The organism is Streptomyces sp. 2131.1 (assembly GCF_900105515.1).
In the GTDB taxonomy this organism is placed as follows: Bacteria; Actinomycetota; Actinomycetes; order Streptomycetales; family Streptomycetaceae; genus Streptomyces; species Streptomyces drozdowiczii.
Genome location: NZ_FNSY01000001.1, coordinates 3,505,653 through 3,529,969, shown reverse-complemented (window position 1 = coordinate 3,529,969; position 24,317 = coordinate 3,505,653). Strand labels below are relative to the sequence as shown.

The 24,317-nt window shown below is 69.4% G+C and carries 26 protein-coding genes and 1 riboswitch; of the genes, 12 read left to right on the top strand and 14 right to left on the bottom strand.

All coding sequences use genetic code 11. From position 1 onward, the window contains the following. Positions 1 to 7 precede the first annotated feature (7 nt). The 3 genes from BLW14_RS15720 to BLW14_RS15710 all read right to left on the bottom strand — a co-directional run bounded on the left by BLW14_RS15720 (position 8) and on the right by BLW14_RS15710 (position 2,791). Positions 8 to 1,039: an alanine racemase gene (locus tag BLW14_RS15720; protein WP_018522068.1), complete on the bottom strand. Its 1,032-nt coding sequence runs from the start codon at positions 1,037 to 1,039 to the stop codon at positions 8 to 10. A gap of 106 nt (positions 1,040 to 1,145) precedes the next feature. Then, positions 1,146 to 2,264, bottom strand: coding sequence for a lipid II:glycine glycyltransferase FemX (locus BLW14_RS15715; protein WP_093707899.1), 1,119 nt, complete (start codon positions 2,262 to 2,264; stop codon positions 1,146 to 1,148). Positions 2,265 to 2,434: 170 nt separating this feature from the next. Then, positions 2,435 to 2,791 (bottom strand): hypothetical protein, encoded by a 357-nt coding sequence (locus BLW14_RS15710; protein ID WP_093707898.1) that lies wholly within the window; start codon positions 2,789 to 2,791, stop codon positions 2,435 to 2,437. A 276-nt stretch (positions 2,792 to 3,067) separates the two neighbouring features. Here BLW14_RS15710 and rpsF point away from each other — a divergent pair, with 276 nt between their 5' ends. From rpsF to rplI, 4 genes are all read left to right on the top strand, one after another. Continuing rightward, positions 3,068 to 3,358 carry a 30S ribosomal protein S6 gene (gene rpsF, locus BLW14_RS15705; RefSeq protein WP_018101872.1) on the top strand — a complete coding sequence of 97 codons (291 nt, stop codon included), beginning with the start codon at positions 3,068 to 3,070 and terminating at the stop codon, positions 3,356 to 3,358. Between the two features lie 74 nt (positions 3,359 to 3,432). Then, a complete protein-coding gene (locus tag BLW14_RS15700) occupies positions 3,433 to 4,029 on the top strand; it encodes a single-stranded DNA-binding protein (RefSeq protein ID WP_018522065.1) in 597 nt (198 codons plus the stop codon). A 43-nt stretch (positions 4,030 to 4,072) separates the two neighbouring features. After that, positions 4,073 to 4,309, top strand: coding sequence for a 30S ribosomal protein S18 (gene rpsR, locus BLW14_RS15695; protein WP_003967857.1), 237 nt, complete (start codon positions 4,073 to 4,075; stop codon positions 4,307 to 4,309). A gap of 18 nt (positions 4,310 to 4,327) precedes the next feature. Next, positions 4,328 to 4,774: a 50S ribosomal protein L9 gene (gene rplI / locus BLW14_RS15690; RefSeq protein WP_018101870.1), complete on the top strand. Its 447-nt coding sequence runs from the start codon at positions 4,328 to 4,330 to the stop codon at positions 4,772 to 4,774. 130 nt (positions 4,775 to 4,904) lie between these two features. On the opposite strand, the gene BLW14_RS15685 is transcribed toward rplI, so the two are convergent. Then, the gene (locus BLW14_RS15685; protein ID WP_093707897.1) at positions 4,905 to 6,242 is read right to left on the bottom strand and encodes an MATE family efflux transporter; all 1,338 of its coding nucleotides are present in this window, start codon (positions 6,240 to 6,242) and stop codon (positions 4,905 to 4,907) included. Between the two features lie 459 nt (positions 6,243 to 6,701). Between BLW14_RS15685 and dnaB the strand changes: the two genes are divergently transcribed. Both dnaB and BLW14_RS15675 read left to right on the top strand, forming a co-directional pair. Beyond that, positions 6,702 to 8,180, top strand: coding sequence for a replicative DNA helicase (gene dnaB / locus BLW14_RS15680; RefSeq protein ID WP_018522062.1), 1,479 nt, complete (start codon positions 6,702 to 6,704; stop codon positions 8,178 to 8,180). A gap of 59 nt (positions 8,181 to 8,239) precedes the next feature. Then, positions 8,240 to 9,622, top strand: coding sequence for a serine hydrolase domain-containing protein (locus BLW14_RS15675; protein ID WP_093707896.1), 1,383 nt, complete (start codon positions 8,240 to 8,242; stop codon positions 9,620 to 9,622). Between the two features lie 75 nt (positions 9,623 to 9,697). Here the strand turns inward: BLW14_RS15675 and BLW14_RS15670 are convergent, their stop codons facing one another. The 3 genes from BLW14_RS15670 to BLW14_RS15660 are packed head-to-tail and all read right to left on the bottom strand — an operon-like array spanning position 9,698 to position 11,833. Continuing rightward, entirely contained in the window at positions 9,698 to 10,861 is a 1,164-nt protein-coding gene (locus BLW14_RS15670) for a winged helix DNA-binding domain-containing protein (RefSeq protein ID WP_093707895.1), read from the bottom strand. A 26-nt stretch (positions 10,862 to 10,887) separates the two neighbouring features. Beyond that, positions 10,888 to 11,340, bottom strand: a complete 453-nt coding sequence (locus tag BLW14_RS15665; protein ID WP_093707894.1) for a GNAT family N-acetyltransferase — start codon at positions 11,338 to 11,340, stop codon at positions 10,888 to 10,890. Between the two features lie 31 nt (positions 11,341 to 11,371). Then, on the bottom strand, positions 11,372 to 11,833 hold the full coding sequence (locus tag BLW14_RS15660; protein ID WP_093707893.1) for a MarR family winged helix-turn-helix transcriptional regulator: 462 nt from the start codon (positions 11,831 to 11,833) through the stop codon (positions 11,372 to 11,374). 136 nt (positions 11,834 to 11,969) lie between these two features. Between BLW14_RS15660 and BLW14_RS15655 the strand changes: the two genes are divergently transcribed. Further along, complete coding sequence (locus BLW14_RS15655; RefSeq protein ID WP_093707892.1) at positions 11,970 to 13,181, top strand: MFS transporter; 1,212 nt, start codon at positions 11,970 to 11,972, stop codon at positions 13,179 to 13,181. An 83-nt stretch (positions 13,182 to 13,264) separates the two neighbouring features. Here the strand turns inward: BLW14_RS15655 and BLW14_RS15650 are convergent, their stop codons facing one another. The 5 genes from BLW14_RS15650 to BLW14_RS15630 form a co-directional block, all read right to left on the bottom strand. Continuing rightward, the gene (locus tag BLW14_RS15650; RefSeq protein ID WP_177153989.1) at positions 13,265 to 14,146 is read right to left on the bottom strand and encodes a GNAT family N-acetyltransferase; all 882 of its coding nucleotides are present in this window, start codon (positions 14,144 to 14,146) and stop codon (positions 13,265 to 13,267) included. A 159-nt stretch (positions 14,147 to 14,305) separates the two neighbouring features. Then, a complete protein-coding gene (locus tag BLW14_RS15645) occupies positions 14,306 to 14,785 on the bottom strand; it encodes an NUDIX domain-containing protein (RefSeq protein ID WP_020572992.1) in 480 nt (159 codons plus the stop codon). A gap of 63 nt (positions 14,786 to 14,848) precedes the next feature. After that, positions 14,849 to 15,745, bottom strand: a complete 897-nt coding sequence (locus BLW14_RS15640) for a LysR family transcriptional regulator (RefSeq protein ID WP_093707891.1) — start codon at positions 15,743 to 15,745, stop codon at positions 14,849 to 14,851. A gap of 224 nt (positions 15,746 to 15,969) precedes the next feature. Then, entirely contained in the window at positions 15,970 to 17,100 is a 1,131-nt protein-coding gene (locus tag BLW14_RS15635; RefSeq protein ID WP_093707890.1) for a cystathionine gamma-lyase, read from the bottom strand. 86 nt (positions 17,101 to 17,186) lie between these two features. Then, the gene (locus BLW14_RS15630; RefSeq protein ID WP_093707889.1) at positions 17,187 to 17,564 is read right to left on the bottom strand and encodes a phage holin family protein; all 378 of its coding nucleotides are present in this window, start codon (positions 17,562 to 17,564) and stop codon (positions 17,187 to 17,189) included. 68 nt (positions 17,565 to 17,632) lie between these two features. On the opposite strand from BLW14_RS15630, the gene BLW14_RS15625 reads away from it, so the two are divergent. The 4 genes from BLW14_RS15625 (at position 17,633) to BLW14_RS15610 (ending at position 19,846) form a co-directional block, all read left to right on the top strand. Continuing rightward, positions 17,633 to 17,950 (top strand): cupin domain-containing protein, encoded by a 318-nt coding sequence (locus BLW14_RS15625; RefSeq protein WP_093707888.1) that lies wholly within the window; start codon positions 17,633 to 17,635, stop codon positions 17,948 to 17,950. A gap of 129 nt (positions 17,951 to 18,079) precedes the next feature. Further along, the gene (locus BLW14_RS15620) at positions 18,080 to 18,295 is read left to right on the top strand and encodes a DUF5326 family protein (RefSeq protein WP_026242996.1); all 216 of its coding nucleotides are present in this window, start codon (positions 18,080 to 18,082) and stop codon (positions 18,293 to 18,295) included. A 241-nt stretch (positions 18,296 to 18,536) separates the two neighbouring features. Further along, complete coding sequence (locus BLW14_RS15615) at positions 18,537 to 19,307, top strand: IclR family transcriptional regulator (protein ID WP_305614944.1); 771 nt, start codon at positions 18,537 to 18,539, stop codon at positions 19,305 to 19,307. A gap of 101 nt (positions 19,308 to 19,408) precedes the next feature. Further along, positions 19,409 to 19,846, top strand: coding sequence for an SsgA family sporulation/cell division regulator (locus tag BLW14_RS15610; RefSeq protein ID WP_026242995.1), 438 nt, complete (start codon positions 19,409 to 19,411; stop codon positions 19,844 to 19,846). A gap of 80 nt (positions 19,847 to 19,926) precedes the next feature. Here the strand turns inward: BLW14_RS15610 and BLW14_RS15605 are convergent, their stop codons facing one another. Continuing rightward, entirely contained in the window at positions 19,927 to 21,258 is a 1,332-nt protein-coding gene (locus BLW14_RS15605) for a YibE/F family protein (protein WP_177153987.1), read from the bottom strand. Between the two features lie 70 nt (positions 21,259 to 21,328). Beyond that, a riboswitch (TPP riboswitch) is annotated at positions 21,329 to 21,464 on the top strand. Between BLW14_RS15605 and thiC the strand changes: the two genes are divergently transcribed. Further along, positions 21,457 to 23,250 carry a phosphomethylpyrimidine synthase ThiC gene (gene thiC, locus BLW14_RS15600; protein WP_093707886.1) on the top strand — a complete coding sequence of 598 codons (1,794 nt, stop codon included), beginning with the start codon at positions 21,457 to 21,459 and terminating at the stop codon, positions 23,248 to 23,250. (Overlaps the previous riboswitch by 8 nt.) A 73-nt stretch (positions 23,251 to 23,323) precedes the next feature. Here the strand turns inward: thiC and BLW14_RS15595 are convergent, their stop codons facing one another. Beyond that, the gene (locus tag BLW14_RS15595) at positions 23,324 to 24,136 is read right to left on the bottom strand and encodes a hypothetical protein (protein ID WP_093707885.1); all 813 of its coding nucleotides are present in this window, start codon (positions 24,134 to 24,136) and stop codon (positions 23,324 to 23,326) included. Positions 24,137 to 24,317: the final 181 nt, after the last annotated feature.

Genomic DNA, 24,317 nt, shown 5'->3' with positions numbered 1-24,317 from the left:
CGCGGGCTCAGCGTTCGACGATGCGGTCGTACTGGGTGGTCGTGTGGCGCAGGTGGGCCACCAGCTCGTCGCCCACCCGGGGCTCCTCGGCGTCCGAGGGCACGAACAGGATCGACACCTGCATGTGCGGCGGCTCGGCGAACCAGCGCTGCTTGCCCGCCCAGACGAACGGCGACAGGTTGCGGTTCACGGTGGCCAGGCCCGCCCGGGCCACGCCCTTGGCGCGCGGCATCACGCCGTGCAGGGCCTTCGGAGCCTCCAGGCCCACGCCGTGCGAGGTGCCGCCGGCGACGACGACCAGCCAGCCGTCGGACGCGGCCTTCTGCTGCCGGTAGCCGAACCGGTCGCCCTTCGCTACGCGCGTGACGTCGAGCACCGCGCCCCGGTACTCCGTCGCCTCGTGGTCCCCGAGCCAAAGCCGGGTGCCGATGCGGGCGCGGAACCGGGTCTGCGGGAACTGCTGCTGGAGCCGGCCCAGCTCATCGGCGCGCAGGTGGCTGACGAACATCGTGTGCAGCGGCAGCCGGGCCGCCCGCAGGCGGTCCATCCACGCGATGACCTCCTCGACCGCGTCCGAGCCGTCCGTACGGTCCAGCGGCAGGTGGAGGGCGAAGCCTTCGAGGCGTACGTCCTCGATGGCGGCGTGCAGCAGCCCGAGCTCCTCCTCCTTGACGCCGTGGCGCTTCATCGAGCTCATGCACTCGATGACGACCCGGGCGCCCACCAGGGCGTGCACCCCGTCCACGGACGACACGGACCGGACGACGCGGTCGGGCAGCGGCACCGGCTCCTCGCCGCGCCGGAACGGCGTCAGTACCAGCAGGTCACCGCTGAACCAGTCCTTGATGCGGGCCGCCTCGTACGTGGTGCCGACAGCGAGGATGTCGGAGCCGAAGCGGATCGCCTCGTCGGCCAGCCGCTCGTGGCCGAAGCCGTACCCGTTGCCCTTGCAGACCGGCACGATGCCGGGGAACTGGTCGAGAACGGATTTCTGGTGCGCCCGCCAGCGCGCGGTGTCGACGTACAGGGAGAGCGCCATGGCCGGTCCGGGACCCTTCTGGTGGCTGCGGTGAATCGGAGGGGAGAAGCGTGTTCAGGCCCCATTGAAACGAATGAAGCCGGTTTCGTCAGCTGTGGGGCGCCGATCAGCGACGCGACATGTAGATGTCGAGCGCCTTGTGCAGCAGCTTGTTGAGCGGGAAGTCCCACTCGCCGAGGTACTCCGCCGCCTGCCCGCCGGTGCCGACCTTGAACTGGATCAGGCCGAAGAGGTGGTCGGTCTCGTCCAGCGAGTCCGAGATGCCGCGCAGGTCGTAGACCGTCGCGCCCATGGCGTACGCGTCGCGGAGCATGCGCCACTGCATCGCGTTCGAGGGGCGGACCTCGCGCTTGTGGTTGGCCGAGGCGCCGTACGAGTACCAGACGTGGCCGCCCACGATCAGCATGGTCGCGGCTGCGACGTTCTCCCCCTCGTGACGGGCGAAGTAGAGCCGCATCCGGTTGGGGTCCTCGCTGTTGAGGGCCGTCCACATGCGCTCGAAGTAGCCGAGCGGGCGCGGACGGAAGTGGTCGCGCTCCGCCGTGATCTCGTACAGCCGCTGCCACTCGGAAAGCTCCGCGTAGCTGCCCTGCACCACCTCGACGCCGGCCTTCTCGGCCTTCTTGATGTTGCGTCGCCAGAGCTGGTTGAAGCCCTTGTGGACGTCCTCCAGCGAACGGTTCGCCAGCGGCACCTGGAACACGTAGCGGGGCTGTACGTCACCGAATCCGGCGCCGCCGTCCTCGCCCTGCTGCCAGCCCATCTTCCGCAGCCGGTCGGCGACCTCGAAGGCGCGCGGCTCGATGTGGGTGGCCTCGACGTCGCGCAGGCGCTTCACGTCCGGGTCCTGGATGCCGGCCTTGATGGCCGAGGCGTCCCAGCGGCGGATGACCACCGGCGGGCCCATCTTCACGGAGAAGGCGCCCTGCTGCTTGAGGTGCGCCAGCATCGGCTGGAGCCAGTCGCTCAGGTTGGGGGCGTACCAGTTGATGACCGGGCCCTCGGGCAGGTAGGCCAGGTACCGCTTGATCTTGGGGAGCTGCCGGTAGAGCACCAGGCCGGCTCCGACGAGCTGGCCGGTCTTGTCGAACCAGCCCAGGCTCTCCGAGCGCCACTCGGCCTTCACATCCGCCCATGCCGGGACCTGCATGTGACTGGCCGCGGGCAGACTCTGGATGTAGGCCAGGTGTTGCTCTCGGCTGATGGTCCTCAGGGTCAGGCTCATGCGGGGCGCTCCTCGGCAGGTGTGTCCCCATCGGTCAGGGGCTCCGGCTCTCGCGCCGAAGCCTACTGTGACCGAGGAGCGCCCGGTCCGGCCCGTCAGGACCGGACCGGGCGCCACCCGCGCGGGATTGCCCGGCCGTGCACCGTGTGGGCCGGCCTCGGATCTGCGGGTCAGGTGACGACGCCGCCGAAGAGGCCGCCGTGCGCCATGCCGAGGTAGAAGCCGACGGCGGAGGCGCCGATCCCCATGATCAGGCCGAAACGCTCCCAGGTGGTCCTGGAGATGAACTGCCCGTAGAGGCCGGTCAGGATCCCGGCCAGCCCGGCCCACGAGCTGACCAGATGCAGGCTGTGGAACATTGCCGTGACGAACGCGAGGATGCCCAGGACCCCCGTCACCACCATCAGCGCTTCCTGCAGCGGATGCGGCCTGCCGTCCGTCGCGAAGAGGGAACCGGTGGCCGGGCGGGCATGAGCCACGTGGCTGGGGGCGGGTCGGCTGCCAGCGGTTCGGACTGTCTGTGCCATGGAGTACCTCCTGGCGGGAAGGGAGGTGCGATGTAGCGCCTCTCACACCGCATCTGTCTTGATTGTGCGCCCTGAACACCGGATTTCAACCGGAAGCACGTCTGCGGGTAGTCTGTACGGTCTGCACCGGTGTCTGCCCGGGCCCGCACGACCGCTCCTCCTCTTCGAGGGCACTGTCAGTGGGGCCTGTTCTACTCGGCACCGTTGCTCAACGCATCACGACCCTCCTGCCACGGAACGACCGTGGCCGCTGAGTCCAAAGGAGGTGGGTTCCACATGCGTCACTACGAGGTGATGGTCATCCTCGACCCCGATCTCGAGGAGCGCGCAGTCTCCCCGCTGATCGAGAACTTCCTCTCCGTCGTCCGTGAGGGCGAAGGAAAGGTTGAGAAGGTCGACACCTGGGGCCGTCGTCGTCTCGCTTACGAGATCAAGAAGAAGCCCGAGGGCATCTACTCGGTCATCGACCTGCAGGCCGAGCCTGCGGTCGTCAAGGAGCTCGACCGCCAGATGAACCTGAACGAGTCGGTCCTCCGGACCAAGGTCCTCCGTCCCGAGATCCACTGAGCTTCTAGCTCAGTGGTCATCGGGTTCGAGTAGCAGCAAGCAGCCAGAAGCAATCCCCGCCGAGAGGTTCATCCATGGCAGGCGAGACCGTCATCACGGTCGTCGGCAATCTCGTCGACGACCCCGAGCTGCGCTTCACCCCGTCCGGTGCGGCGGTCGCGAAGTTCCGTGTCGCGTCCACTCCCCGCATCTTCGACCGGCAGACCAATGAGTGGAAGGACGGCGAAGGCCTGTTCCTCACCTGCTCGGTCTGGCGGCAGGCGGCGGAGAACGTCGCCGAGTCGCTCACGCGAGGCATGCGCGTTGTCGTGCAGGGCCGGCTGAAGCAGCGGTCCTACGAGGACCGCGAGGGCGTCAAGCGCACGGTCTACGAGCTGGATGTCGAGGAAGTCGGCCCCAGCCTCAAGAACGCCACGGCCAAGGTCACCAAGACCACCGGTCGCGGTGGCCAGGGCGGCCAGGGTGGATACGGCGGCGGCCAGCAGGGTGGCGGTAACTGGGGCGGCGGTCCCGGTGGTGGCCAGCAGGGTGGTGGCGGCGCTCCCGCCGACGACCCGTGGGCCACGAGCGCGCCGGCCGGCGGCCAGGGCGGGGGCCAGCAAGGCGGAGGCGGTTGGGGCGGAAGCTCCGGCGGCTCCGGCGGCGGCTACTCGGACGAGCCCCCCTTCTAGGGAAGCTCGCACCCCCACTTCTTGATCACACAGGAGAAACACCATGGCGAAGCCGCCTGTGCGCAAGCCTAAGAAGAAGGTCTGCGCGTTCTGCAAGGACAAGACCCAGTACGTGGACTACAAGGACACGAACATGCTGCGGAAGTTCATTTCCGACCGCGGCAAGATCCGTGCCCGCCGCGTCACCGGCAACTGCACGCAGCACCAGCGTGACGTCGCCACGGCAGTCAAGAACAGCCGTGAGATGGCGCTGCTGCCCTACACGTCCACCGCGCGATAAGGGAAGGGTGACCGAATCATGAAGATCATCCTCACCCAGGAAGTCACCGGCCTCGGTGCCGCTGGCGACGTCGTCGACGTCAAGGACGGATACGCCCGCAACTACCTGGTTCCGCGTGGCTTCGCCATCCGCTGGACCAAGGGCGGCGAGAAGGACGTGGCGCAGATCCGCCGCGCCCGCAAGATCCACGAGATCGCGACGATCGAGCAGGCCAACGAGGTCAAGGCCAAGCTCGAGGCCGTCAAGGTCCGTCTGGCCGTTCGCTCCGGCGACGCCGGCCGGCTCTTCGGCTCCGTCACCCCGGCCGACATCGCTTCGGCGATCAAGGCCGCCGGTGGTCCGGACGTCGACAAGCGTCGCGTCGAGCTCGGTTCGCCGATCAAGACGCTCGGCGGGCACCAGGTGTCCGTCCGTCTGCACCCCGAGGTCGCTGCGAAGCTCGGCGTCGAGGTCGTTGCTGCCTGATCGGGCCGCATCTCAGCAGAACAGTGAAGGGCCGCACCTCTGGGTGCGGCCCTTCGCCGTTTCACGTGAAACATGCCGCAGGGACCGTCGCTGGGTTTCCTGGGCGCCCGGACTCATCCGGCGTTACGGGTCAGCGGGTCGCGCCGGTGACCAGCCACTTCCCGGAGCGGGTACGGAGCCAGAGCGTCGCCATCCGCACGATCATCATGAGCGCCATCGCGAACCACAGGGCGGTGAGCCCGCCGCCCAGGGCCGGGACCAGGAGGGCCGCAGGGGCGAAGACCGCCAGCGTCACGAGCATGGCCCAGGCCAGGTAGGGCCCGTCGCCGGCGCCCATCAGCACGCCGTCCAGGATGAAGACGACCCCGGCGATCGGCTGGGTGGCGGCCACCACCAGCAGGGCCGGCAGGAGAGCGTCCCGGACCGATGCGTCGCTGGTGAACAGGGGCACGAAGAGCGGGCGGGCCAGGACGATCAGTACGCCCAGGACCACGCCGGACGCGATGCCCCACTCCACCATCCGGCGGCAGGCATCGCGGGCGCCCTGAGTATCGCCCGCTCCCAGGTACCGCCCGATGATGGCCTGCCCGGCGATGGCAATGGCGTCCAGCGCAAAGGCCATCAGGCTCCACAGCGACAGGATGATCTGGTGCGCGGCGATGTCGGTGTCCCCGAGCCGGGCGGCGACCGCCGTGGCGATGAGGAGGACGGCACGCAGCGACAGCGTGCGGACCAGGAGGGGCACGCCTGCCTGTGCGCAGGCCCGGATGCCTGCGGCGTCGGGGCGGAGCGACGCGCCGTGCCGTCGGGCGCCGCGTACGACGACGACGAGATAGGCGGCGGCCATCGCGAGCTGGGCGATGACCGTGCCCCAGGCCGATCCGGCGATGCCCAGGCCGGCGCCGTAGACGAGGCCGGCGTTGAGGGCCGCGTTGGCGGCGAAGCCGCCGATGGCGACGTAGAGCGGGGTGCGGGTGTCCTGGAGACCCCGGAGCACGCCCGTCGCGGCCATGACCACCAGCATCGCGGGGATGCCGAGGCTGGAGATCCGGAGGTAGGTGACGGCGTGGGGGGCCGCTGTGGGAGAGGCGCCGAACACGTCGACGAGCCAGGGTGCCAAGGGGAGCGTCAGCGCGATGACGGCCAGGCCGAGCAGAAGCGCCAGCCAGATGCCGTCCATGCCCTGGCGGATCGCGGCGGCCAGATCGCCGGCACCGACCCGGCGGGCTACCGCCGCGGTGGTGGCGTAGGCGAGGAAGACGAAGATGCTCACCGCGGTCGTCAGGAGGGCGGCCGCGACTGCCAGGCCGGCCAGCTGCGGGGTGCCGAGATGGCCGACGATCGCGCTGTCGACCATCACGAACAGCGGCTCGGCCACGAGCGCGCCGAAGGCCGGTACGGCGAGCGCGACGATCTCGCGGTCGTGTCGGCGGCGACGGGAAGACGGGGTTCCCGGTGGCTTGATCATGGCAGTCAATCTAATCTTCCACAGGTAAGAGATGCAATCAGTATGGAGTCCTTACATTTGCTCGCCTGTGGGTAACGCCTTCACGGGACGCGTCCTGAACCGCGCCCGAGGGCAGAACTTTTTCTCCCCCACAGGCCGTGGATGGGAAAAGGCCAGGTCATGGCCGTGTTTGCAGCTGCCTTATGAGTTTGTCCACAGTGCTGTCCCCCGGTCCGTGCACAGGTTCTGCGGAGTTCTCCACAGCATCTGGGCCGTCGTCCACAGGGCCTGTGGATAACCAGATTGGCTGACGGTGCCGGGGCGCCTACCGTAGTCCGGCGCCCCCACCCTGTTTTGGCTCTGCGACGACGCAGAACTCGACACACCGGAACCGGAGTCGGGGCTCTTGTTTGTCGGTGCCGTGCCGTAAGAAAGAGAAGCACGGCTAGGTCCGCGGAGCGGACGGGAGGAGGTGGCCGGGTGAGCATTCCCGAACCCCTGGACGACCCCTGGGCGGACACCGGCCCCAGTGACCGGCTGCCCGTCTCCCGCCAGCGCCGGGGCGAGGACCGGGACCGCGGCGAGCGCCGCGACCGAGGCCGGGAGAGCGACGACTGGGAAGGCGGCTCCTCGGGCTTCGAGCGGGTGCCGCCCCAGGACCTAGACGCGGAGCAGTCCGTGCTCGGCGGCATGCTCCTCTCCAAGGACGCCATCGCCGACGTCGTGGAGATCATCAAGGGCCACGACTTCTACCGTCCCGCGCACGAGACCGTCTACCAGGCGATTCTCGACCTCTACGCCAAGGGCGAGCCGGCCGACCCGATCACCGTGGCCGCCGAGCTGGTCAAGCGCGGTGAGATCACCAAGGTGGGCGGGGCGCCCTATCTGCACACCCTGGTCCAGTCGGTGCCGACGGCGGCCAACGCCTCGTACTACGCGGAGATCGTCCACGAGCGCGCGGTCCTGAGGCGGCTCGTCGAGGCCGGCACGAAGATCACGCAGATGGGATACGCGGCCGACGGCGACGTCGACGACATCGTCAACTCCGCGCAGGCCGAGATCTACGCCGTCACCGAGCAGCGGACCAGCGAGGACTACCTGCCGCTCGGTGACATCATGGAGGGCGCCCTCGACGAGATCGAGGCGATCGGCTCCCGCAGCGGTGAGATGACGGGCGTGCCCACCGGGTTCACCGACCTCGACGCCCTGACCAACGGTCTGCACCCGGGCCAGATGGTCGTCATCGCGGCCCGTCCCGCCATGGGTAAGTCGACCCTCGCGCTGGACTTCGCCCGGGCCTGCTCGATCAAGAGCAACCTTCCCAGCGTGATCTTCTCCCTGGAAATGGGACGGAACGAGATCGCCATGCGTCTGCTGTCCGCCGAGGCACGCGTGGCACTGCACCACATGCGCTCCGGCACGATGACCGACGAGGACTGGACGCGGCTGGCCCGGCGGATGCCGGACGTCTCCGCGGCCCCGCTCTACATCGACGACTCCCCCAACCTCTCCATGATGGAGATCCGGGCGAAGTGCCGTCGCCTCAAGCAGCGCAACGACCTCAAGCTGGTGGTCATCGACTACCTCCAGCTGATGCAGTCCGGCGGTTCCAAGCGCGCCGAGAGCCGTCAGCAGGAAGTCTCCGACATGTCGCGAAACCTCAAGCTGCTCGCCAAGGAGCTTCAGCTGCCGGTCATCGCGCTCTCCCAGCTGAACCGTGGCCCCGAGCAGCGCACCGACAAGAAGCCGATGGTCTCCGACCTCCGCGAGTCCGGCTCCATCGAGCAGGACGCCGACATGGTGATCCTCCTGCACCGTGAGGACGCGTACGAGAAGGAGTCGCCGCGTGCCGGCGAGGCGGACCTGATCGTGGCCAAGCACCGTAACGGCCCGACCGCCACGATCACGGTCGCCTTCCAGGGCCACTACTCCCGCTTCGTGGACATGGCACAGACCTGACCGGCGGCGGGCCGGGAAATGGAGTCGCCATACGTCCACGCGGGCGGTAGTTGTTGACGATGACTTCTCCTGCTGAACAGCTGCTTCCCGGAACCCGGCGTGCCCTGCTGCACCGCGTTGCCAAGGCCCAGGCCGAAGGCCGTACCCCCTCTCTGGTCGCTGCCGTTCGGCGGCAGGGGCAGATGGTCTGGGACGGTTCGCGCAGTTGTGTCGAAGGCCATGCCCCGGGCTCCGACACGCAGTTCAGGATCGGCTCCCTCACCAAGACGTTCACCGCGGTGCTGGTGCTGCGACTGCGGGACGAGGGCCTGCTCGATCTGTCCGATCCGCTGGAGAAGCATCTGCCCGGCACCGGTGCGGGCGACGTGACCATTCACCAACTCCTCGGCCACAGCGCCGGTCTCGGCGCCGAGACGACCGCGCCATGGTGGGAGCGGACCCCCGGCAGCGTGCGCCCGTCCCTCGCGGACGTACTCGGTGAGCAGATCGCCATGCATCCGCCCGGCCACCGCCACCACTACTCCAACCCGGGTTACACACTGCTCGGTTCGCTGGTCGAGGCCGTCCGCGGGACGTCCTGGGACGAGGTGCTGCGCCGCGAGGTGCTGGAGCCCCTCGGCATGCACCGCACGAGCTCCCTCCCGCAGGTCCCGCACGCCGGCGGCTGGGCCGTCCACCCGTGGGCCGATGTCATGCTTCCCGAACCGGCGGAGGACCTGGGGCTGATGGCGCCCGCCGGGCAGCTCTGGTCCGCCACCGCGGATCTGCTCCGCTTCGCGGCCTTCCTCGCCGAGGGCGACGGCCGGGTGCTGAGCGCCGCGTCGGTGGAGGAGATGAAGCGCCCGTCGGCCGCTCCGGAGCCCGGTGACTGGGACAACGGCTACGGCCTGGGGCTGCAGCTGATCCGGCGGAAGGGCCGCACCCTCATCGGGCACACGGGCTCGCTGCCCGGGTTCCTGGCCGCCCTGTGGGTCAGCGCCGAGGACGACGTGGCAGCCGTGGTGCTCGTCAACGCGACGTCCGGTGTGGCGATCGGTGAGGTGGCCGCCGACCTCGTGGACATCGTCGCCGAGGCCGAGCCCCGCATCCCGGAGCCGTGGCGCCCGCTGCCGGAGGTCGACGCGGAACTGCTCGCGCTGACCGGTCAGTGGTACTGGGCCACGCGCCCCCACGTCCTGCGGCTGACTTCCGACCGCGGTCTTGAGCTGCGTCCGGCGAACGGCCAGGGCCGGGGTGCCCGCTTCACCGCACGTCCCGACGGCACGTGGGTCGGCCTGGACGGCTACTACGCGGGGGAGACGCTGCGGATCGTGCAAAACGCCGATGGCAGCGTGAACCACCTCGATCTCGGGTCCTTCGTCTTCACGCGTGAGCCGTACGACCCGAAAGCGGCGGTGCCCGGGGGCGTGGACGAGGAGGGCTGGCGCGCCCTGGGCGATTGACCGCGGCCGGGAAGGCCTTCGCTGAATGGGGAGTTGCGAGTTTTCCCGTTTCACGTGAAACGGGAGAACTCTCACTCAGGCAGTCAACTCCCGTTCCAGCGGGGTCCGGAAACGTGGCGTGATCCGCGCGTCCCCCACCCAGGCGGCCAGTCGGGCCGCCTCGGCCTCGATCGCCGATGACGCCTCCCGGCCGGGGTCGGTCAGCAGCCGCCAGATCAGCTCGCCGTTGCCGCGCTGCGCCCAGCCGCCCACGACCCCGCCGTTCCACCACACTGTGGGGCCGATGTTGCCCGAGCGGTCGAAGAGCGCTGCCCGGTGCTCGGCAGGCAGATGGAAGCCGCGGTCCGCCCACCCCATGCCGCTGGGGTCGAGCGCGGGCAGAAGGGCGGCCCAGGGGGCCGGTTCGGGCTCGGGTGCGGTGTCCCCGGGGGCGACCCAGGCGACGGCCCCGCTGTCGAGCTGTACCTCCACGGCTCCGACCGCCGCCAGCGCCGTACGGGCCTCGCGCGTTCCCCACCCGGTCCACCACTTGAGGTCGGCCTCGGTGCCCGGTCCGTATGCCCGGAGCCAGCTCAGGGCCAGCTCAGCCTGGGCCGGAGCCGTTTCTTCCACCGGCCGGGGGCGGGCAGGGGCCCAGCGGAACTGACTGGAGGTCCAGGAGCCGCGCGGCCGGTCCCGGCGGATCCGCCCTTCCGCAGCCAGTACGCGGATGACCCGGGTCGCGACGCCCTGCACCGTCTCCTGCTTCTTCCCGGGGAAGATCGTGATCTTGGTGCGGAGGGCGGGTACCCCGGCGGCCAGTTCGCTGCCCGAGGCCGGGCCGCTGCCCTCCAGGAAGGCCAGGGCACTCTTCTCGGTCTCGTCGAGCCAGCGTTCGTCCAGGCCGTTGCCGTCCTCCCGCAAGTGCTTGAGCAGCTTGCGGCGCTCCTTGGCGGCAACGGCGCGGGCGTTCGCGGCCTCGACCCGGGGAGCCATCTCGTCCGAGACGACGAAGAGGGTGTTGCGCATGGAGAGCATCCGCACCAGTGAGACGTCCTCGTAGAGGCACTGCTCCACCGCGGCGACGCTGGGCTCGGCGAGCCTGGCGCAGGCGGAGAGGAAGACGGTGGCCGCATCGGTCGCATGGAGCCCGACGACGGCGTCGGCCACGGCGACGGGCGACGAGACCCGTACTCCGGGTGCCAGCAGATGGCGGTGGCCGATCCGGATGCGCCGCTGTTCGTCAGTGATGTGTTGCACGTCGGCCTCTCGGGAGGGCGGCAGGGTCAGAGGGCGAGTTTGAAGCCCACGTGGCTCGCCACGAAGCCGAGCCGCTCGTAGAAGCGGTGCGCGTCCGTGCGGGACACGTCAGAGGTGAGCTGCACCAGTTGGCAGCCTTGGCGGCGCGATTCGTCCACGGCCCACTGGATCAGCCGGGTGCCGAGGCCGCTGCCCCGTTCGTCGGCGTGGATGCGTACGCCCTCGATCACCGAACGGGTCGAGCCGCGCCGGGACAGTCCCGGGATCACGGTCAGCTGAAGGGTTCCGACGACGCGCTCGGCCCGCACGGCCACCCTCATGTGCTGGTTCGGGTCGTCGGCCAGCCTTCGGAACGCCGCCCGATAGGGCGTGAGGTCGTCCGGCGACTCGCGCTGCGCGCCCAGCGGGTCGTCGGCGAGCAGTGCCACTATCTCCGCCAGGTCCTCGGCGGTCGCACGGCGTATGTCCAGATCGCTCATGATCCGCAGCCTACGCAGTCGGCGGGCGCTGCTACACGGGTACGGCCTTCAGTTCCTCGACGGCCCTGACGAGGGGGGCCAGCTCGGGATTCTCCGCAGCCTCGTCGAGCGCGGCGCGCAGGGCGCTGTCGTTGGTCGGGCGGGCTTCGGCCAGCAGGGCCAGCCCACTGTCGGTGACATCGGTGTAGATGCCCCTGCGGTCGGTGTCGCAGAGATACCGGGTCAGCAGTCCGCGGTCTTCGAGGCGGGTTACCAGACGGGTGGTGGCGCTCTGGCTCAGCCCGACGGCGTCCGCCACCTGCTTCATCTGGAGGTGCCCGCCCGGCCCGTTGTGCTGCCTGCTGAGCACGTCCAGCAGGGAGTACTCCCGCACGCTGAGGTCGTGGCCGCTCTGCAGGGCCCGTTCGATGCGCGTCTCGATCTTGCCGTGGAGCAGGGAGAGCGCGATCCAGCCCTGGGAGAGGGCGGTCAGGGCCGGGTCCGTGGCTGTCATGGTCTCTCCTCCGTGCTGGAGCTGCTTACGTCCAGAGTAGCCGACGGCCGCAATAGTCGGCGCTTGCAATTAAGCAGCGTCTGCAATTATTGTCTACGCTCGTAAGGTGCAGTAGCAATCATCTTGGAGGGAACCCATGCCGCTCGCACTTCTCGCCCTGGCCATCGGGGCATTCGGTATCGGGACCACCGAGTTCGTGGTCATGGGACTGCTCCCCGAGGTGGCCGCCGAATTCCAGGTGTCCATCCCGGCTGCCGGCTTCCTGGCCACGGGCTACGCGCTCGGCGTCGTGCTCGGGGCCCCGCTGATGACCGTGCTCGGCACGAAGGTCAGCCGCAAACGGATGCTGATGATCCTCATGGGCCTGTTCATCATCGGCAATGTGGTCACCGCGGCCGCACCCGTCTTCGAAGTGATGGTCGTCGGCCGCGTGATCGCCTCGCTCGCCCACGGTGCCTTCTTCGGCATCGGAGCGGTCGTGGCGGCCGATCTGGTCGCCCCGGAGAGGAAGGCGGGCGCCATCGCCCTGATGTTCACGGGGCTCACCGTCGCCAACGTCGTCGGTGTGCCGATGGGGACCTACATCGGCCAGAACGCCGGCTGGCGTTCCACGTTCTACGTCGTCGCGGCGCTGGGCGTCCTCGGCCTGCTCGGTGTGGCCCGGCTCGTGCCCGAACAGCCCCGCTCCGACGGCGTCAGGCTGCGACAGGAGATCGCCGCCTTCCGCAACGTGCAGGTCCTCCTCGCCATGGCGATGACGGTCCTCGGATTCGGCGGCGTCTTCGCGGCCATCACCTACATCACGCCGATGATGACGGAGATCGCCGGATTCTCGACCCCCGCCGTCACCTGGCTACTGGTCCTCTTCGGTCTCGGCATGGTCGGCGGCAACCTGGCCGCCGGCAGGTTCGCCGACCGCCGCCCCACGCTCCTGCTCCGTGTGTCGCTGGGCGGCCTCGCCCTGGTCCTGGCCCTGTTCACGCTGACCGCCCACAACAAGATCGCGGCAGCGGTCACCCTCGTCATGATCGGTGCCTTCGGTTTCGCGACCGTGCCTCCGCTGCAGAAGCGGGTGCTCGACCAGGCGGTGGACGCCCCGACGCTGGCGTCCGCAATGAACATCGGGGCCTTCAATCTCGGTAACGCTCTCTCGGCCTGGCTCGGCGGGATCGTCATCGGTGCCGGCCTCGGCTACACCGCCCCCAACTGGGTCGGGGCGGCGCTCGCCGCATCGGCGCTGGTACTCGCCCTTGTATCCAGCGCGCTGGAGCGCCGGACGGTCACCCCGGGCCGCCTCGCCGCCACCCACGCCCCCGAACCGGTGGCGGTTCCGGTGAGCCGGAGCTGAGCCACAGCCCCGGCGGGCTCCGAGCCACAGCCCCGGCGTCCTCCGGGTCGCAGTACGTGTGACCCGGAGCGAGGGCCGGGTGCTCAGCCCGTCGCCAGGCTCAAGGGGGCGAAGTACCGGGACCAGTCCCCGTGCTGCCGCCCGCCGAGAGTCATCAGCGTGGTCCCCATGGCGGGCCGCAGCCCGCACGCTTCGAGCCAGTCGAGCAGCTCTTCGTGGCGGGCGTCGACGTCCACGCGCAACGGCCGGTCCGTCGCCTCCGCCAGCGAGGCCAGGAGCTGCTTCGCCACGGTGGTGTCCCTGGCGATCAGCGGGCCGACCGCATGGTTCTCGGCGCTCGGCGAGAGCACGGCGTACCCGATCAGCTCCCCGTCCTGCTCGGCGACCCGCATGTGATCGGCGAACGTCGGGAGCCGGGTCAGCAGATGGGTGCGGTCGAGGCCGAAGACGACGGAGTCCAGTTGCACCAGGGCTCGCAGATCCTGCGCGGAAGCAGACCGGACGACCACAGAGCCGCCGGGAGGCCGCGATCCGGTGTCCGCCTCAGGTTGGAAGACCCCGCCCAGGCGTACGGCACGGCCCAACGGGATGAACCCGAGTTCCTCGTAGAGCGGGCGGCCCGCCGACGTCGCGTGGAGGCTGAGCGGGGTGCCCCCGGCAGCCTCGATCACCCGCTGCATCACGTACCGGCCGATCCCGCGCCGAGCATGGCGTCCAGCGACCAGCAGCATCCCGACGGCGGCCATCCCCGGCCCGTACGAGACCACCACGCAACTCGCCATCAGGCCCTTGCTGTCGGGGTCGTCGATGCCGTAGCCAGTCCCGGCGGCGAGCAGCAGGGCCCAGCGCTCCTCGTCGCGCGGCCAGCCGCGGTCTTCGCTGAGGTCGGCACAGGCGATCAAGTCGTCCCGGGTGAGGCGCCGGATGGGGAGATCGGACAGCGGGCGGGGCAATGAGCTGGGCATACGGGCCAGGCTGTCCGACGCGATGATCGCCGTCCACCGCTTTACCGGATCTGGCCGAGACCCGCAGCCGAAAATTGTGCGCGGGCGAGGTGAACGAACGGTTTCACGTGAAACACGGCGCGGTCGGCATGAGCCGTTTCCCCCTCAACCGGTCGTCCATCAGCCCAGGTCGGCGGCGTGCAGGGCCCGGACCCCCTCGATGTTGCCGTCCAGATAGTGCCGCAGTGACAGTGGTACGAGATGCACCGCGGCGATACCGACCCGGCTGAACGGCACCCGCACGATGTCGTAGTCCCCGCAGGGGGCTTCCATCTCCGGGCCGTGGCGCAGGGACAGGTCCATGGAGTCGAGGCGGCAGACGAAGAAGTGCTGCACCTTGACGCCCTTCACCCCGCCCTCCTCGATGTGTTCCACGGTGTCGACGAAGCAGGGCACCACATCGGTGATCTTCGCACCGAGCTCCTCGTCCACCTCGCGGTGCAGGGCGTCGACGACGGTGGCGTCCTCGGGCTCCACTCCGCCACCGGGCGTGACCCAGTACGGGTCCACTCCGGGCTTGGTGCGCTTGATGAGGATGAGGTCGTCGCCGTCGAGCAGGATGGCGCGTGCGGTGCGTTTGACCACAGGACGTTCGGTCATGGCAGAAGCGTGGCCCGCGCGAGCCCTTCTGAAACACCGGGGCTCCGACGGGCGCCCCTGGGGTCACCAGTCGGCCGCGGCCCGCAGCAGCCACTCGTGGGCCCGGGTGAGATGGGGCAGGGAGAGGGTGCCGGTCCGCGCGGCCAGGAAGTACGTGCGCAGGGGTGGGACCGGAGGGTCGAGGAGGGCCACCACCTCGCCGCGTTCCAGAGCGTCCTCGCACAGATAGCGCGGCAGCACGGCGAGCCCGGCACCGGCGGCGGCGCACTTGAGCACCGCCCGGAGGTCGGGGGCGATGACGGCACCGGCGGCCGCGGGCGAGCTGTCGAAGACGGCGGCCCAGTACCGGGAGACGAGGGGCAGGCTCTCGTGCACCTCGACCACGGGAAGCTGCTCCAGGACCACGGGCCCGTTGTGCCGCAGCGTCCCCGGCCCCAGGCGGCCGGCCCAGCGGGGAGCGGCGACGAGGACGTGCTCCTCGTCGCAGAGCGGGGTGGCGGTGAGCAGTTCCCCGCGCGGCCGGGCCGTCACGACGGCCAGGTCGTGGTGCCCGGCCGCGAGGCCGTCCAGGGTCTCGTCCGTATCGGCGGAGAACGAGCCGCGCAGCGCGAGACCCTGGGCGATCAACGGGGTGAGCGCGGGCAGCACCCGTATCGAGAGGAATTCCGGGGGCCCCGCCAGATGCAGGGTCCGTACGCCCGACTCCTCGTCGAGATCGGTCTCTGTGATCTCGACGAGCGCGTCCAGATGGGGGGCGGCCCGGTGCGCGAGTTCGTCGCCGATCGTCGTCGGGGTCACCCCGCGGGCTCGGCGAAGGAACAGCGGACGGCCCAGCTGCCGTTCCAGGGTGCGGATCTGCGAGGTCACGGCGGGCTGCGAGAGGCCGAGGAGTGCGGCGGCGCGGGTGAAGGAGCCGGCTCGGTGGACGGTGACGAATGTACGCAGCAGGGACAGATCCACGTCCCGTCCCTCCTGCCCTCACGCAGCGGCGTGTCCGATCGGACCCGACAACTATAAATATGTCGATAGGTCGCTGTCGTTACTGTGATTGGACACTGACGCAGAGTCAACTAGCCTTGTCGAGGCGGTTCTTCGCGAGGAGAACGCGAAGGACCGGGGCGGCCCGAGCCACGAGGGGGGAGGCTCGGGCTGTCCGTACCCCGTCACGGAGGGCGGAAGCGGGATCAGCTCTCGCCGGTGGCGGTGGCCAGCGCCTGCTCGACATCGGCTACCAGGTCGGCGGCGTCCTCGGCGCCGACGGAGAAGCGGATGAACCCTTCCGGTACGGCGTCGCCGCCCCAGCGCCCCCGCCGCTCGGCGGTGGAGCGTACGCCGCCGAAGCTGGTGGCGTCCTCGACCAGATGCAGCGCCGACAGGAAGCGCTCAGCGGTCTCCCGGTCGGCCAGCACGAAGGACACCACGGAGCCGAAGCGCCGCATCTGTCGTACCGCGTTCGCGTACGACGGGTCGGTGGGCAGGCCGGGGTAGCGCAGACCGGACACGGCCTGGTGCTTGGCGAGCGCCTCGGCGAGGGCGAGGGCGTTGGCGCACTGCCGCTCGTTCCGCAGTTCCAGCGTGGCCAGCGACCGGTGCGCGAGCCATGCCTCCATCGGGCCGGGGATCGCGCCGACGACCTTGCGCCAGCGGCGCACCCCGGCCGCCAGCTCCGGATCGCGGCAGGTCACGTGGCCGAGCAGGATGTCGCCGTGGCCCGTCATGCCCTTGGTGTCACTGGCCACGGAGAAGTCGGCACCCAGCTCCAGCGGCCGCTGGCCGAGCGGGGTGGCGAGGGTGTTGTCGACGGCGACCAGCGTGCCGCCGGCGTGTGCGGCCTCGACGAGCCGCCGTACGTCGCAGACGTCGAGGCCCGGGTTGGAGGGTGTTTCGAGCCACAGGAGCTTCGCGCCCTCCAGAACGGCCAGCTGCGCGTCTCCGCCGGTCGGCGCGGTCCGCACCTCGACTCCGTACGCCTCCAGCTGGGCCTGCAGCAGGGGCAGTGCCTGGTAGCCGTCGTCGGGGAGCACGACTGCGTCGCCGCTGCGTGCCTGGGAGAGCAGAACGGCCGAGATCGCCGCCATTCCGGAGGCGAAGACAGTGGTCTCGACGTCTTCGTCCGGCGCTTCGAGCTCCCCGATGGCCCGCTCCAAGTGCGTCCAGGTCGGGTTGGAGTCCCGTCCGTAGGTGTAGGGGCCGGCCGGCTCGCCGGACAGGTGGTAGTGCGCGGCGAAGACCGGGCCGGGGAGGGTGGGCTCGTACTGCTGCGGTTCCGGCAGTCCCGCGCGTACCGCCCGGGTTCCGTCGCCCTTGCTGCTCATGCTTCGTCCTCGCTTCTCTCCCCGGCCGGTCGCCGGTCCTGGTCGCACTGTGTCAGGTGGACGCGGGCCGCTGCCCGCCGGGCGGATCAGTCCTCGTCCGGGAGGACGACGTTCAGCGCCCAGGAGACGATCGAGACGATCAGGCCGCCGAGTACGGCGGTCCAGAAGCCGTCGACGTGGAAGCTCAGGTCCAGTACATCGGCCAGCCAGGAGGTGAGCAGCAGCATCAGGGCGTTCACCACGAGGGTGATCAGGCCCAGGGTGAGAATGAAGAGGGGCAGGGTGAGCAGCTTCACGATGGGCTTGACCACGACGTTGACCAGGCCGAACACCAGCGCTACGAGGATCAGCGTCAGGGCCTTGCGGCCGGTGCTGCCACCGGTCAGCGTGATGTCCTGGACCAGCCAGATGGCCACGGCCAGCGCACCCGCGTTGGCGATCGTCTTGACTACGAAATTCTTCATGTGTCTGATCGTGGCAGACATGATCGGTGGCGCACACCGGCTGGGCAGAGGCAAGGGACGGACGGGCCATGAAGGCATTCAGGCTGGACGAACTGGAGGCGGAACGGGCCGCCAACGACGGTGCGTACCTGCAGTTTCTCCGCGAGCGGAACATGTCGGTCGGCCTGTACGCCCTGGACGCCGGAGAGCTCGACCCGCAGAAGCCGCACGGCCAGGACGAGGTCTACCTCGTGGTCAGCGGGCGTGCGTCGATCACCGTCGGTATGGAAACGACACAGGTGGGAAGAGGCAGTGTCGTGTATGTACCGGCCGGCACGGCCCACAAGTTCCACCACATCACCGAGGATCTGCGGGTGATGGTGGTCTTCTCCCCGCCCGAGGGATGAGCCCGGCCCCGGAGTCTCCCCGGGTTCCCTAGGGGATCGTTCAGGGGAGGACAAGGGATTCCCGGGGCCCGGCGACCGCCTCTTCGCCTCTAGCATCGAGGCAGGAACTCACAGAGACGAGGTAGGACGATGGCCGTGCGGGAGATATTCGCTGGTATGCCCTGGTGGGTGAAGTGGATCGCGGTGCCCGTAATCGCGATCGTCGTGTTCGGCGGGCTGATCGCCAGCCTGGTCGCGTTCGTGGTCGGTCTGCTCTTCAAGATCCTGATCTTCGTGATCCTGGTCGGCGGGCTCGTCTTCGTCGTACGGAAGTTCCTGTCGTCGTCCTCCGGCAGCGGCTGGTGACCGTACGCCCGACGGGGCATTAGCCCAGCTGAGCTAAGGGAAACGTGAATCGGCACCCGGTCACAGGGCTGCCGATACAGTGACAGTCCGCTGCCGCCGCCTGGGAAAAGCGCCGTAAGTCACCACCCTGACCAGTGGTTTGTACGGGATCCGGCCTCCGGACCTCCAGGTCCGCGGCGGACCTGTGGGGGAGGCCCCCACGGGCGGGCTGACCGCCCGTCACCACGCCTGGGGGTGACCGTTGACCGCGGCATCGAGTACGCCTGTTCCGACGCTCATCGGGTCGGTGCAGCGGGCGCTGAGGCTGCTGGAGGCTGTGGGCACCCATCGCGACGGGGCTCCGGCCAAACAGCTGGCCAGGGAAGCGGGACTGCCCCTTCCCACCGCCTACCACCTGCTGCGGACCCTGACCCACGAGGGATATCTGCGCCGGGAGAACGGCGTCTTCCTCTTCGGCGCGGCCGCCGAACGGCTGATGGGTGACGGCGCCCTGAAGAACCGCCGCGGCACCATCACCCAGTCGCTGGACCGCTGGCGGGACCTGGTCGGTGCCCCGGTGTACTGCGCGATCTACCGCGAGGGCGAGATCGAACTCCTCGCCGTGGCCGACACCCCCGAGCAGCCGGCGGTGGACGAGTGGGCGGCCTTCCGCGAGACCGGCCATGCGCATGCGATCGGTCAGTGTCTGCTGAGCCGGCTCGACGAGAAGGCCCGCGAGGACCACTTGGACCGGTACCCGGTCCGCCCGCTGACCCGGTACTCCGTGCGCGACCGTTCGGCGTTCCTCGCGCGGCTGCGGTCGCTGGAGCGTACGGAACCGGTCATCGAGCGGCAGGAGTACGCCCTCGGGACGGTCTGTGCGGCCATCCCGATCGTGGCCGGATTCACCGCCGCCGCGATGGCCATTTCCGTACCCCTCGATGAGGAAGAACGGTTGCTCCCCGCAGTCGAACGGCTACGCGGTGAAGTGGCCAGCCTCTTGCGCTCGTTCGTGTTCTCTATCAGTATCTGAAAAATCACTCCTTGTGATCTGCTATCGCGTGCACCACGATGGCGTCAATAGGGCCATGGGGGATCATTCCTGGCCAGATTCATCTACTGCGGGGTTGAACGATGCGCGAGTCGGTTCAAGCTGAGGTCATGATGAGCTTCCTCGTCTCCGAGGAGCTCTCATTCCGTATCCCGGTGGAGCTCCGGTACGAAGTGTGCGATCCGTACGCGATCCGGATGACTTTCCATCTGCCCGGCGACGCCCCCGTCACCTGGGCCTTCGGCCGCGAGCTGCTGCTCGACGGCCTCAACAGCCCCAGTGGTGACGGCGATGTCCACATCGCGCCCACCGAGCCCGAGGGCCTGTCCGATGTCCACATCCGGCTGCAGGTAGGTGCTGACCGTGCGCTCTTCCGCGCGGGCACGGCACCTCTTGTCGCCTTCCTCGACCGTACGGACAAGCTGGTGCCGCTCGGGCAGGAGTGCACGCTGGGTGACTTCGACGGTGACTTGGAGGAGGAGCTGGGGCGCATTCTGGCCGAAGAGCAGAACGCCGGCTGAACGGGCCCGGCGTTTTCGGACCCTCCATGCCACTCGAACAAGACACCTGCCGATCGGGTGAATCACGCTCCGTGTTCCGGTCAGGACTTCGCCCGCCGTCGCCGGCCCCGGCCGCTCCGCACGGGTGCCGAAGGCCCGGCTTCCGAGCCGAGCCCCGTGCGGTCCGCGGAGACGACCACCGCAGCGAGCGCGGTCGTCACCGGAACGGAGGCGACCAGTCCGATCGAGCCGACGAGGGTGCGCACGATCTCCTCCGCCACCAGCTCGCTGTTGGCGACCGTGCCGACGCTGCTCTGCGCGACCGTGAACAGCAGCAGGAGGGGCAGCGCGGCACCCGCATAGGCGAGCACCAGGGTGTTGACCACCGAGGCGATGTGATCGCGTCCGATTCTGATCCCTGCCCGGTAGAGCTGCTTCGCCGTCATGGTGGGGTTCGCCTGGCGCAGTTCCCAGACCGCCGAGGTCTGGGTGACGGTGACGTCGTCGAGCACCCCGAGGGAGCCGATGATGACGCCGGCCAGCAGCAGGCCGCTCATGTCGATGTGCGGATACAGGCCGTGGATCAGACCCGTGTTGTCGTCGGTGTTCCCGCTCAGGCTCGCCCAGCCGATGAAAAGTGATCCGAGCAGCCCGATCAGGAGCAGGGAGATCAGGGTGCCGATGACGGCGACGGAGGTGCGGGCGGTCGGTCCGTGGCAGATGTAGAGCGCGATCAGCATGATCGCGCCCGCCCCGACGACCGCCACCACCAGCGGGTTCGAGCCCTGGAGGATGGCCGGAAGGATGAACAGGGTCAGGATCGCGAACGACAGCGCGAGCGCCACCAGGGCCATGACCCCGCGCATTCTGCCCACCAGCACCACCGCGAGGGCGAAGATCCCGGCCAGCAGCATCAGGGGGAACTTCCGGTTCACGTCCGTCACGGAGTACTGGAGGTCATGGGGCGCGTCCGGGGCATACGCCACCACCACCCCTTGACCCTCCCGCAGTTGCCGGGGGGCGTCCGGCTGGACCACCTCGACGAACCGGCGTCCCTCATCGGGTCCGCTGGTCACCTCGACGGTGGCCTTCTTGCAGTGCCCCTCGCCGGCCTTCGGCTCCCCGTCGGGCGGGTCGGTCGCGCCGTCGACGGGCAGCTGGGCGGCGTTCACGTCCTTGCAGTCCACCCCGACGACACTCACCACCTTTCCCTGCTGGGTCTGCCGGTCGAAGCCGACACCGGTCCGTTCGTGTGCCGGCGCACCACCCGGCCAGAGCACGACGAGACCGACGATCACGGCGGCCGCGAAGGGGATCAGCACCGCGGCGATCACCTTGCGCAGATGGGTGGATACAGGCGCGGCCGGGCCATGGCTGTGCGCGTGGGCGTGCTGCTGGCCCTGCGGTTCTGGGTCGCGATGAGGGGGCGTCACCGGCCGATCATCGCAAGAAGGAAGGGGCCCTCTGTTCAGCTCACCCGTCCGGAGGCTAGCGTGGTGGCACCTTTGCACACGCGGGAGCTCGGAGCACCGGGCTGAGAGGGCGCTGACCGCCGTACGTCCGTACGGGAGAGCCGCTGCGCCGACCGCCGAACCTGTTACCGGGTAATGCCGGCGTAGGGAGTAGGTCTCATGACCACATCGGACACACGCACGCCTGCCTCCAATCAGGGCGACGAGGCCGGGAAGTCCATCGGCTGGCACAAGGGATACGTCCAGGGGTCGCGCCCGGACATCCGGGTGCCGGTCCGTCAGGTGCACCTCACCAACGGCAAGGACGTGACGCTGTACGACACGTCGGGGCCGTACACCGATCCCGCCATCGCGACCGACGTCCGCCGCGGGCTCGCGCCCCTGCGGGAGAACTGGATCATCGCCCGCAGCGACACCGAGGAGTACGCGGGCCTCCCCGCCCGTCCCGAGGACGACGGGCTGAAGCACACCTCGCCGCGGGGTGGGCTGCGCAACCTGGACGCGGTCTTCCCCGGCCGCCCGCGCCGGCCGCGGCGCAGCCGCGACGGGCAGCCCGTCACCCAGCTCGCGTTCGCCCGCAGGGGCGAGATCACCCCGGAGATGGAGTACGTCGCGGTCCGGGAGAACGTGGCGGCCGAGGTGGTGCGCGAGGAGATCGCCGCGGGCCGCGCGGTGCTGCCCGCCAACGTCAACCACCCGGAGACCGAGCCGATGATCATCGGGAAGCGGTTCCTGGTGAAGGTGAATGCCAACATCGGCAACTCCGCGGTGACGTCCTCCATCGAGGAGGAGGTGGACAAGATGACGTGGGCGACCCGGTGGGGTGCGGACACGGTCATGGACCTTTCCACCGGCCGCAATATCCACACCACCCGTGAGTGGGTTCTTCGCAATTCACCCGTACCGATCGGAACAGTCCCCCTCTACCAGGCCCTCGAAAAGGTGGACGGCAGGGCGGAGGAGCTGACCTGGGAGATCTACAAGGACACCGTCATCGAGCAGGCCGAGCAGGGCGTGGACTACATGACGGTGCACGCCGGCGTGCGCCTGCCGTACGTGCCGCTCACCGCCCGCCGCAAGACCGGCATCGTCTCCCGCGGTGGCTCGATCATGGCGGCCTGGTGCCTGGCGCACCACAAGGAGTCGTTCCTGTACGAGCACTTCGAGGAGCTCTGCGAGATCCTCGCCGCCTACGACGTGACGTACTCACTGGGCGACGGCCTGCGCCCAGGGTCGATCGCGGACGCCAACGACGAGGCCCAGTTCGCCGAACTGCGCACGCTCGGCGAGCTGAACACGGTCGCCAAGAGGTTCGGTGTGCAGACCATGATCGAGGGCCCGGGTCATGTCCCGATGCACAAGATCAAGGAGAACATCGACCTCCAGCAGGAGATCTGCGAGGAGGCGCCGTTCTACACGCTCGGTCCGCTGACCACCGACATCGCGCCGGCGTACGACCACATCACCTCGGGCATCGGCGCGGCGATGATCGCCTGGTGGGGGACGGCGATGCTCTGTTACGTGACGCCCAAGGAGCACCTCGGGCTGCCGAACCGGGACGACGTGAAGACCGGGGTCATCACGTACAAGATCGCGGCTCATGCCGCCGACCTCGCTAAGGGGCACCCGGGGGCGCAGGAGTGGGACGACGCGCTGTCGGACGCCCGGTTCGAGTTCCGCTGGGAGGACCAGTTCAACCTGGCGCTCGACCCGGACACGGCGCGGGAGTTCCACGACGAGACGCTGCCCGCCGAGCCCGCCAAGACGGCGCACTTCTGCTCGATGTGCGGTCCGAAGTTCTGCTCGATGAAGATCAGCCACAGCATCAGCGAGCAGTTCGGCGGCGCGTCGGGCGCGGACGCGACGGCCGAGGAGGTCGCGGAAGGGATGCTCCAGAAGTCGCGCGAGTTCGCGGCGAGCGGTAACCGGGTCTACCTGCCGCTGGCCGACTGACCTGGTGGCAGCGCGATGAGCACACGGACGCGGCCTTTCACCGGGCCGCGTCCGGACGCCTCCCCCGCCCCGCTCAGTCCAGTTCGTGTTCGGGGCCGCCGAAGTCGGGGCTCGTGAAGTCCGGACTGCTGTACGTGGGGCGGGGCGCGGCGGCCGGGCCCTCGTCCGGGCCCGCGAAGTCGGGTCTGCTGTAGCCGATCTTCGGGAGGCGGCCCGCCGGGCGGTGCGGGGCGGGGACCACGGGGCCGATGGCGGGCTCGGTGAGTGCGTCGCGCAGGAAGGGCACGATGCCCCGCTCCAGCAGTGCCTGCCGCCAGGTCTCCCTGGCCAGGGCCACATCGTCGGGCAGGTCCTCGCCGGCTTCTCGGGCCGCCAGGGACGTAGAGCCGTTGCGCAGGGCGGTTATGAGCAGCCCGACGGCCGCGACGAGGATCGCGGCGGCGGTGGCGGCGGCGAAGAACCAGCCGGCTCCGACCATGGTCGTGGCGAACGCCGGTGGTGGCTCCAGCATCTTCAGGAGGTAGCCGATCAGCAGGAAGATGGCCGCCGCCGTACCCGCCAGCATCGGCGCCAGAACGGTGACGACCGCTCCTATGCCGGCGCCCGACTGACCGAGACCGTCCGGTGCGGTGCCGGGGTCCGCGTCACGGCCGGTTGCGCGCAGTTCGTCACGTGCCTTCACGTACTGCTCGTACTCGGTGGCGGCCGCGGCGGTGATCAGGGCGACGGCAGCCAGCGCCATGGTGCGCAGCTGCGCGGCGTTGAGGCGTTCGCCGACGGCGGCCAGTTCCGGTCGTTCATGAGCGTGACGCAGTGCGTCGTCGAGGAGCCGTTCGTACTCGGGCCGGTCCTCGGTCAGCAGGTGCGGAGCGCTGTTCATGTGCATCCCCCGATGCTCCGTCGGGCCTGTGTGCCCGCTCTGGCCGGGCAGTTGGGCGGAAACGGAGGAGAGCCTGCTACTGATACGCCGATGGTAGAGCGCGCACAGCACGGGGTGACAGAGGGTTTCCGGAAATAGGCCCCGCGCTCGGCGTGGTCAGGTCGGGACGCGTCTTCCCCACCGCCCG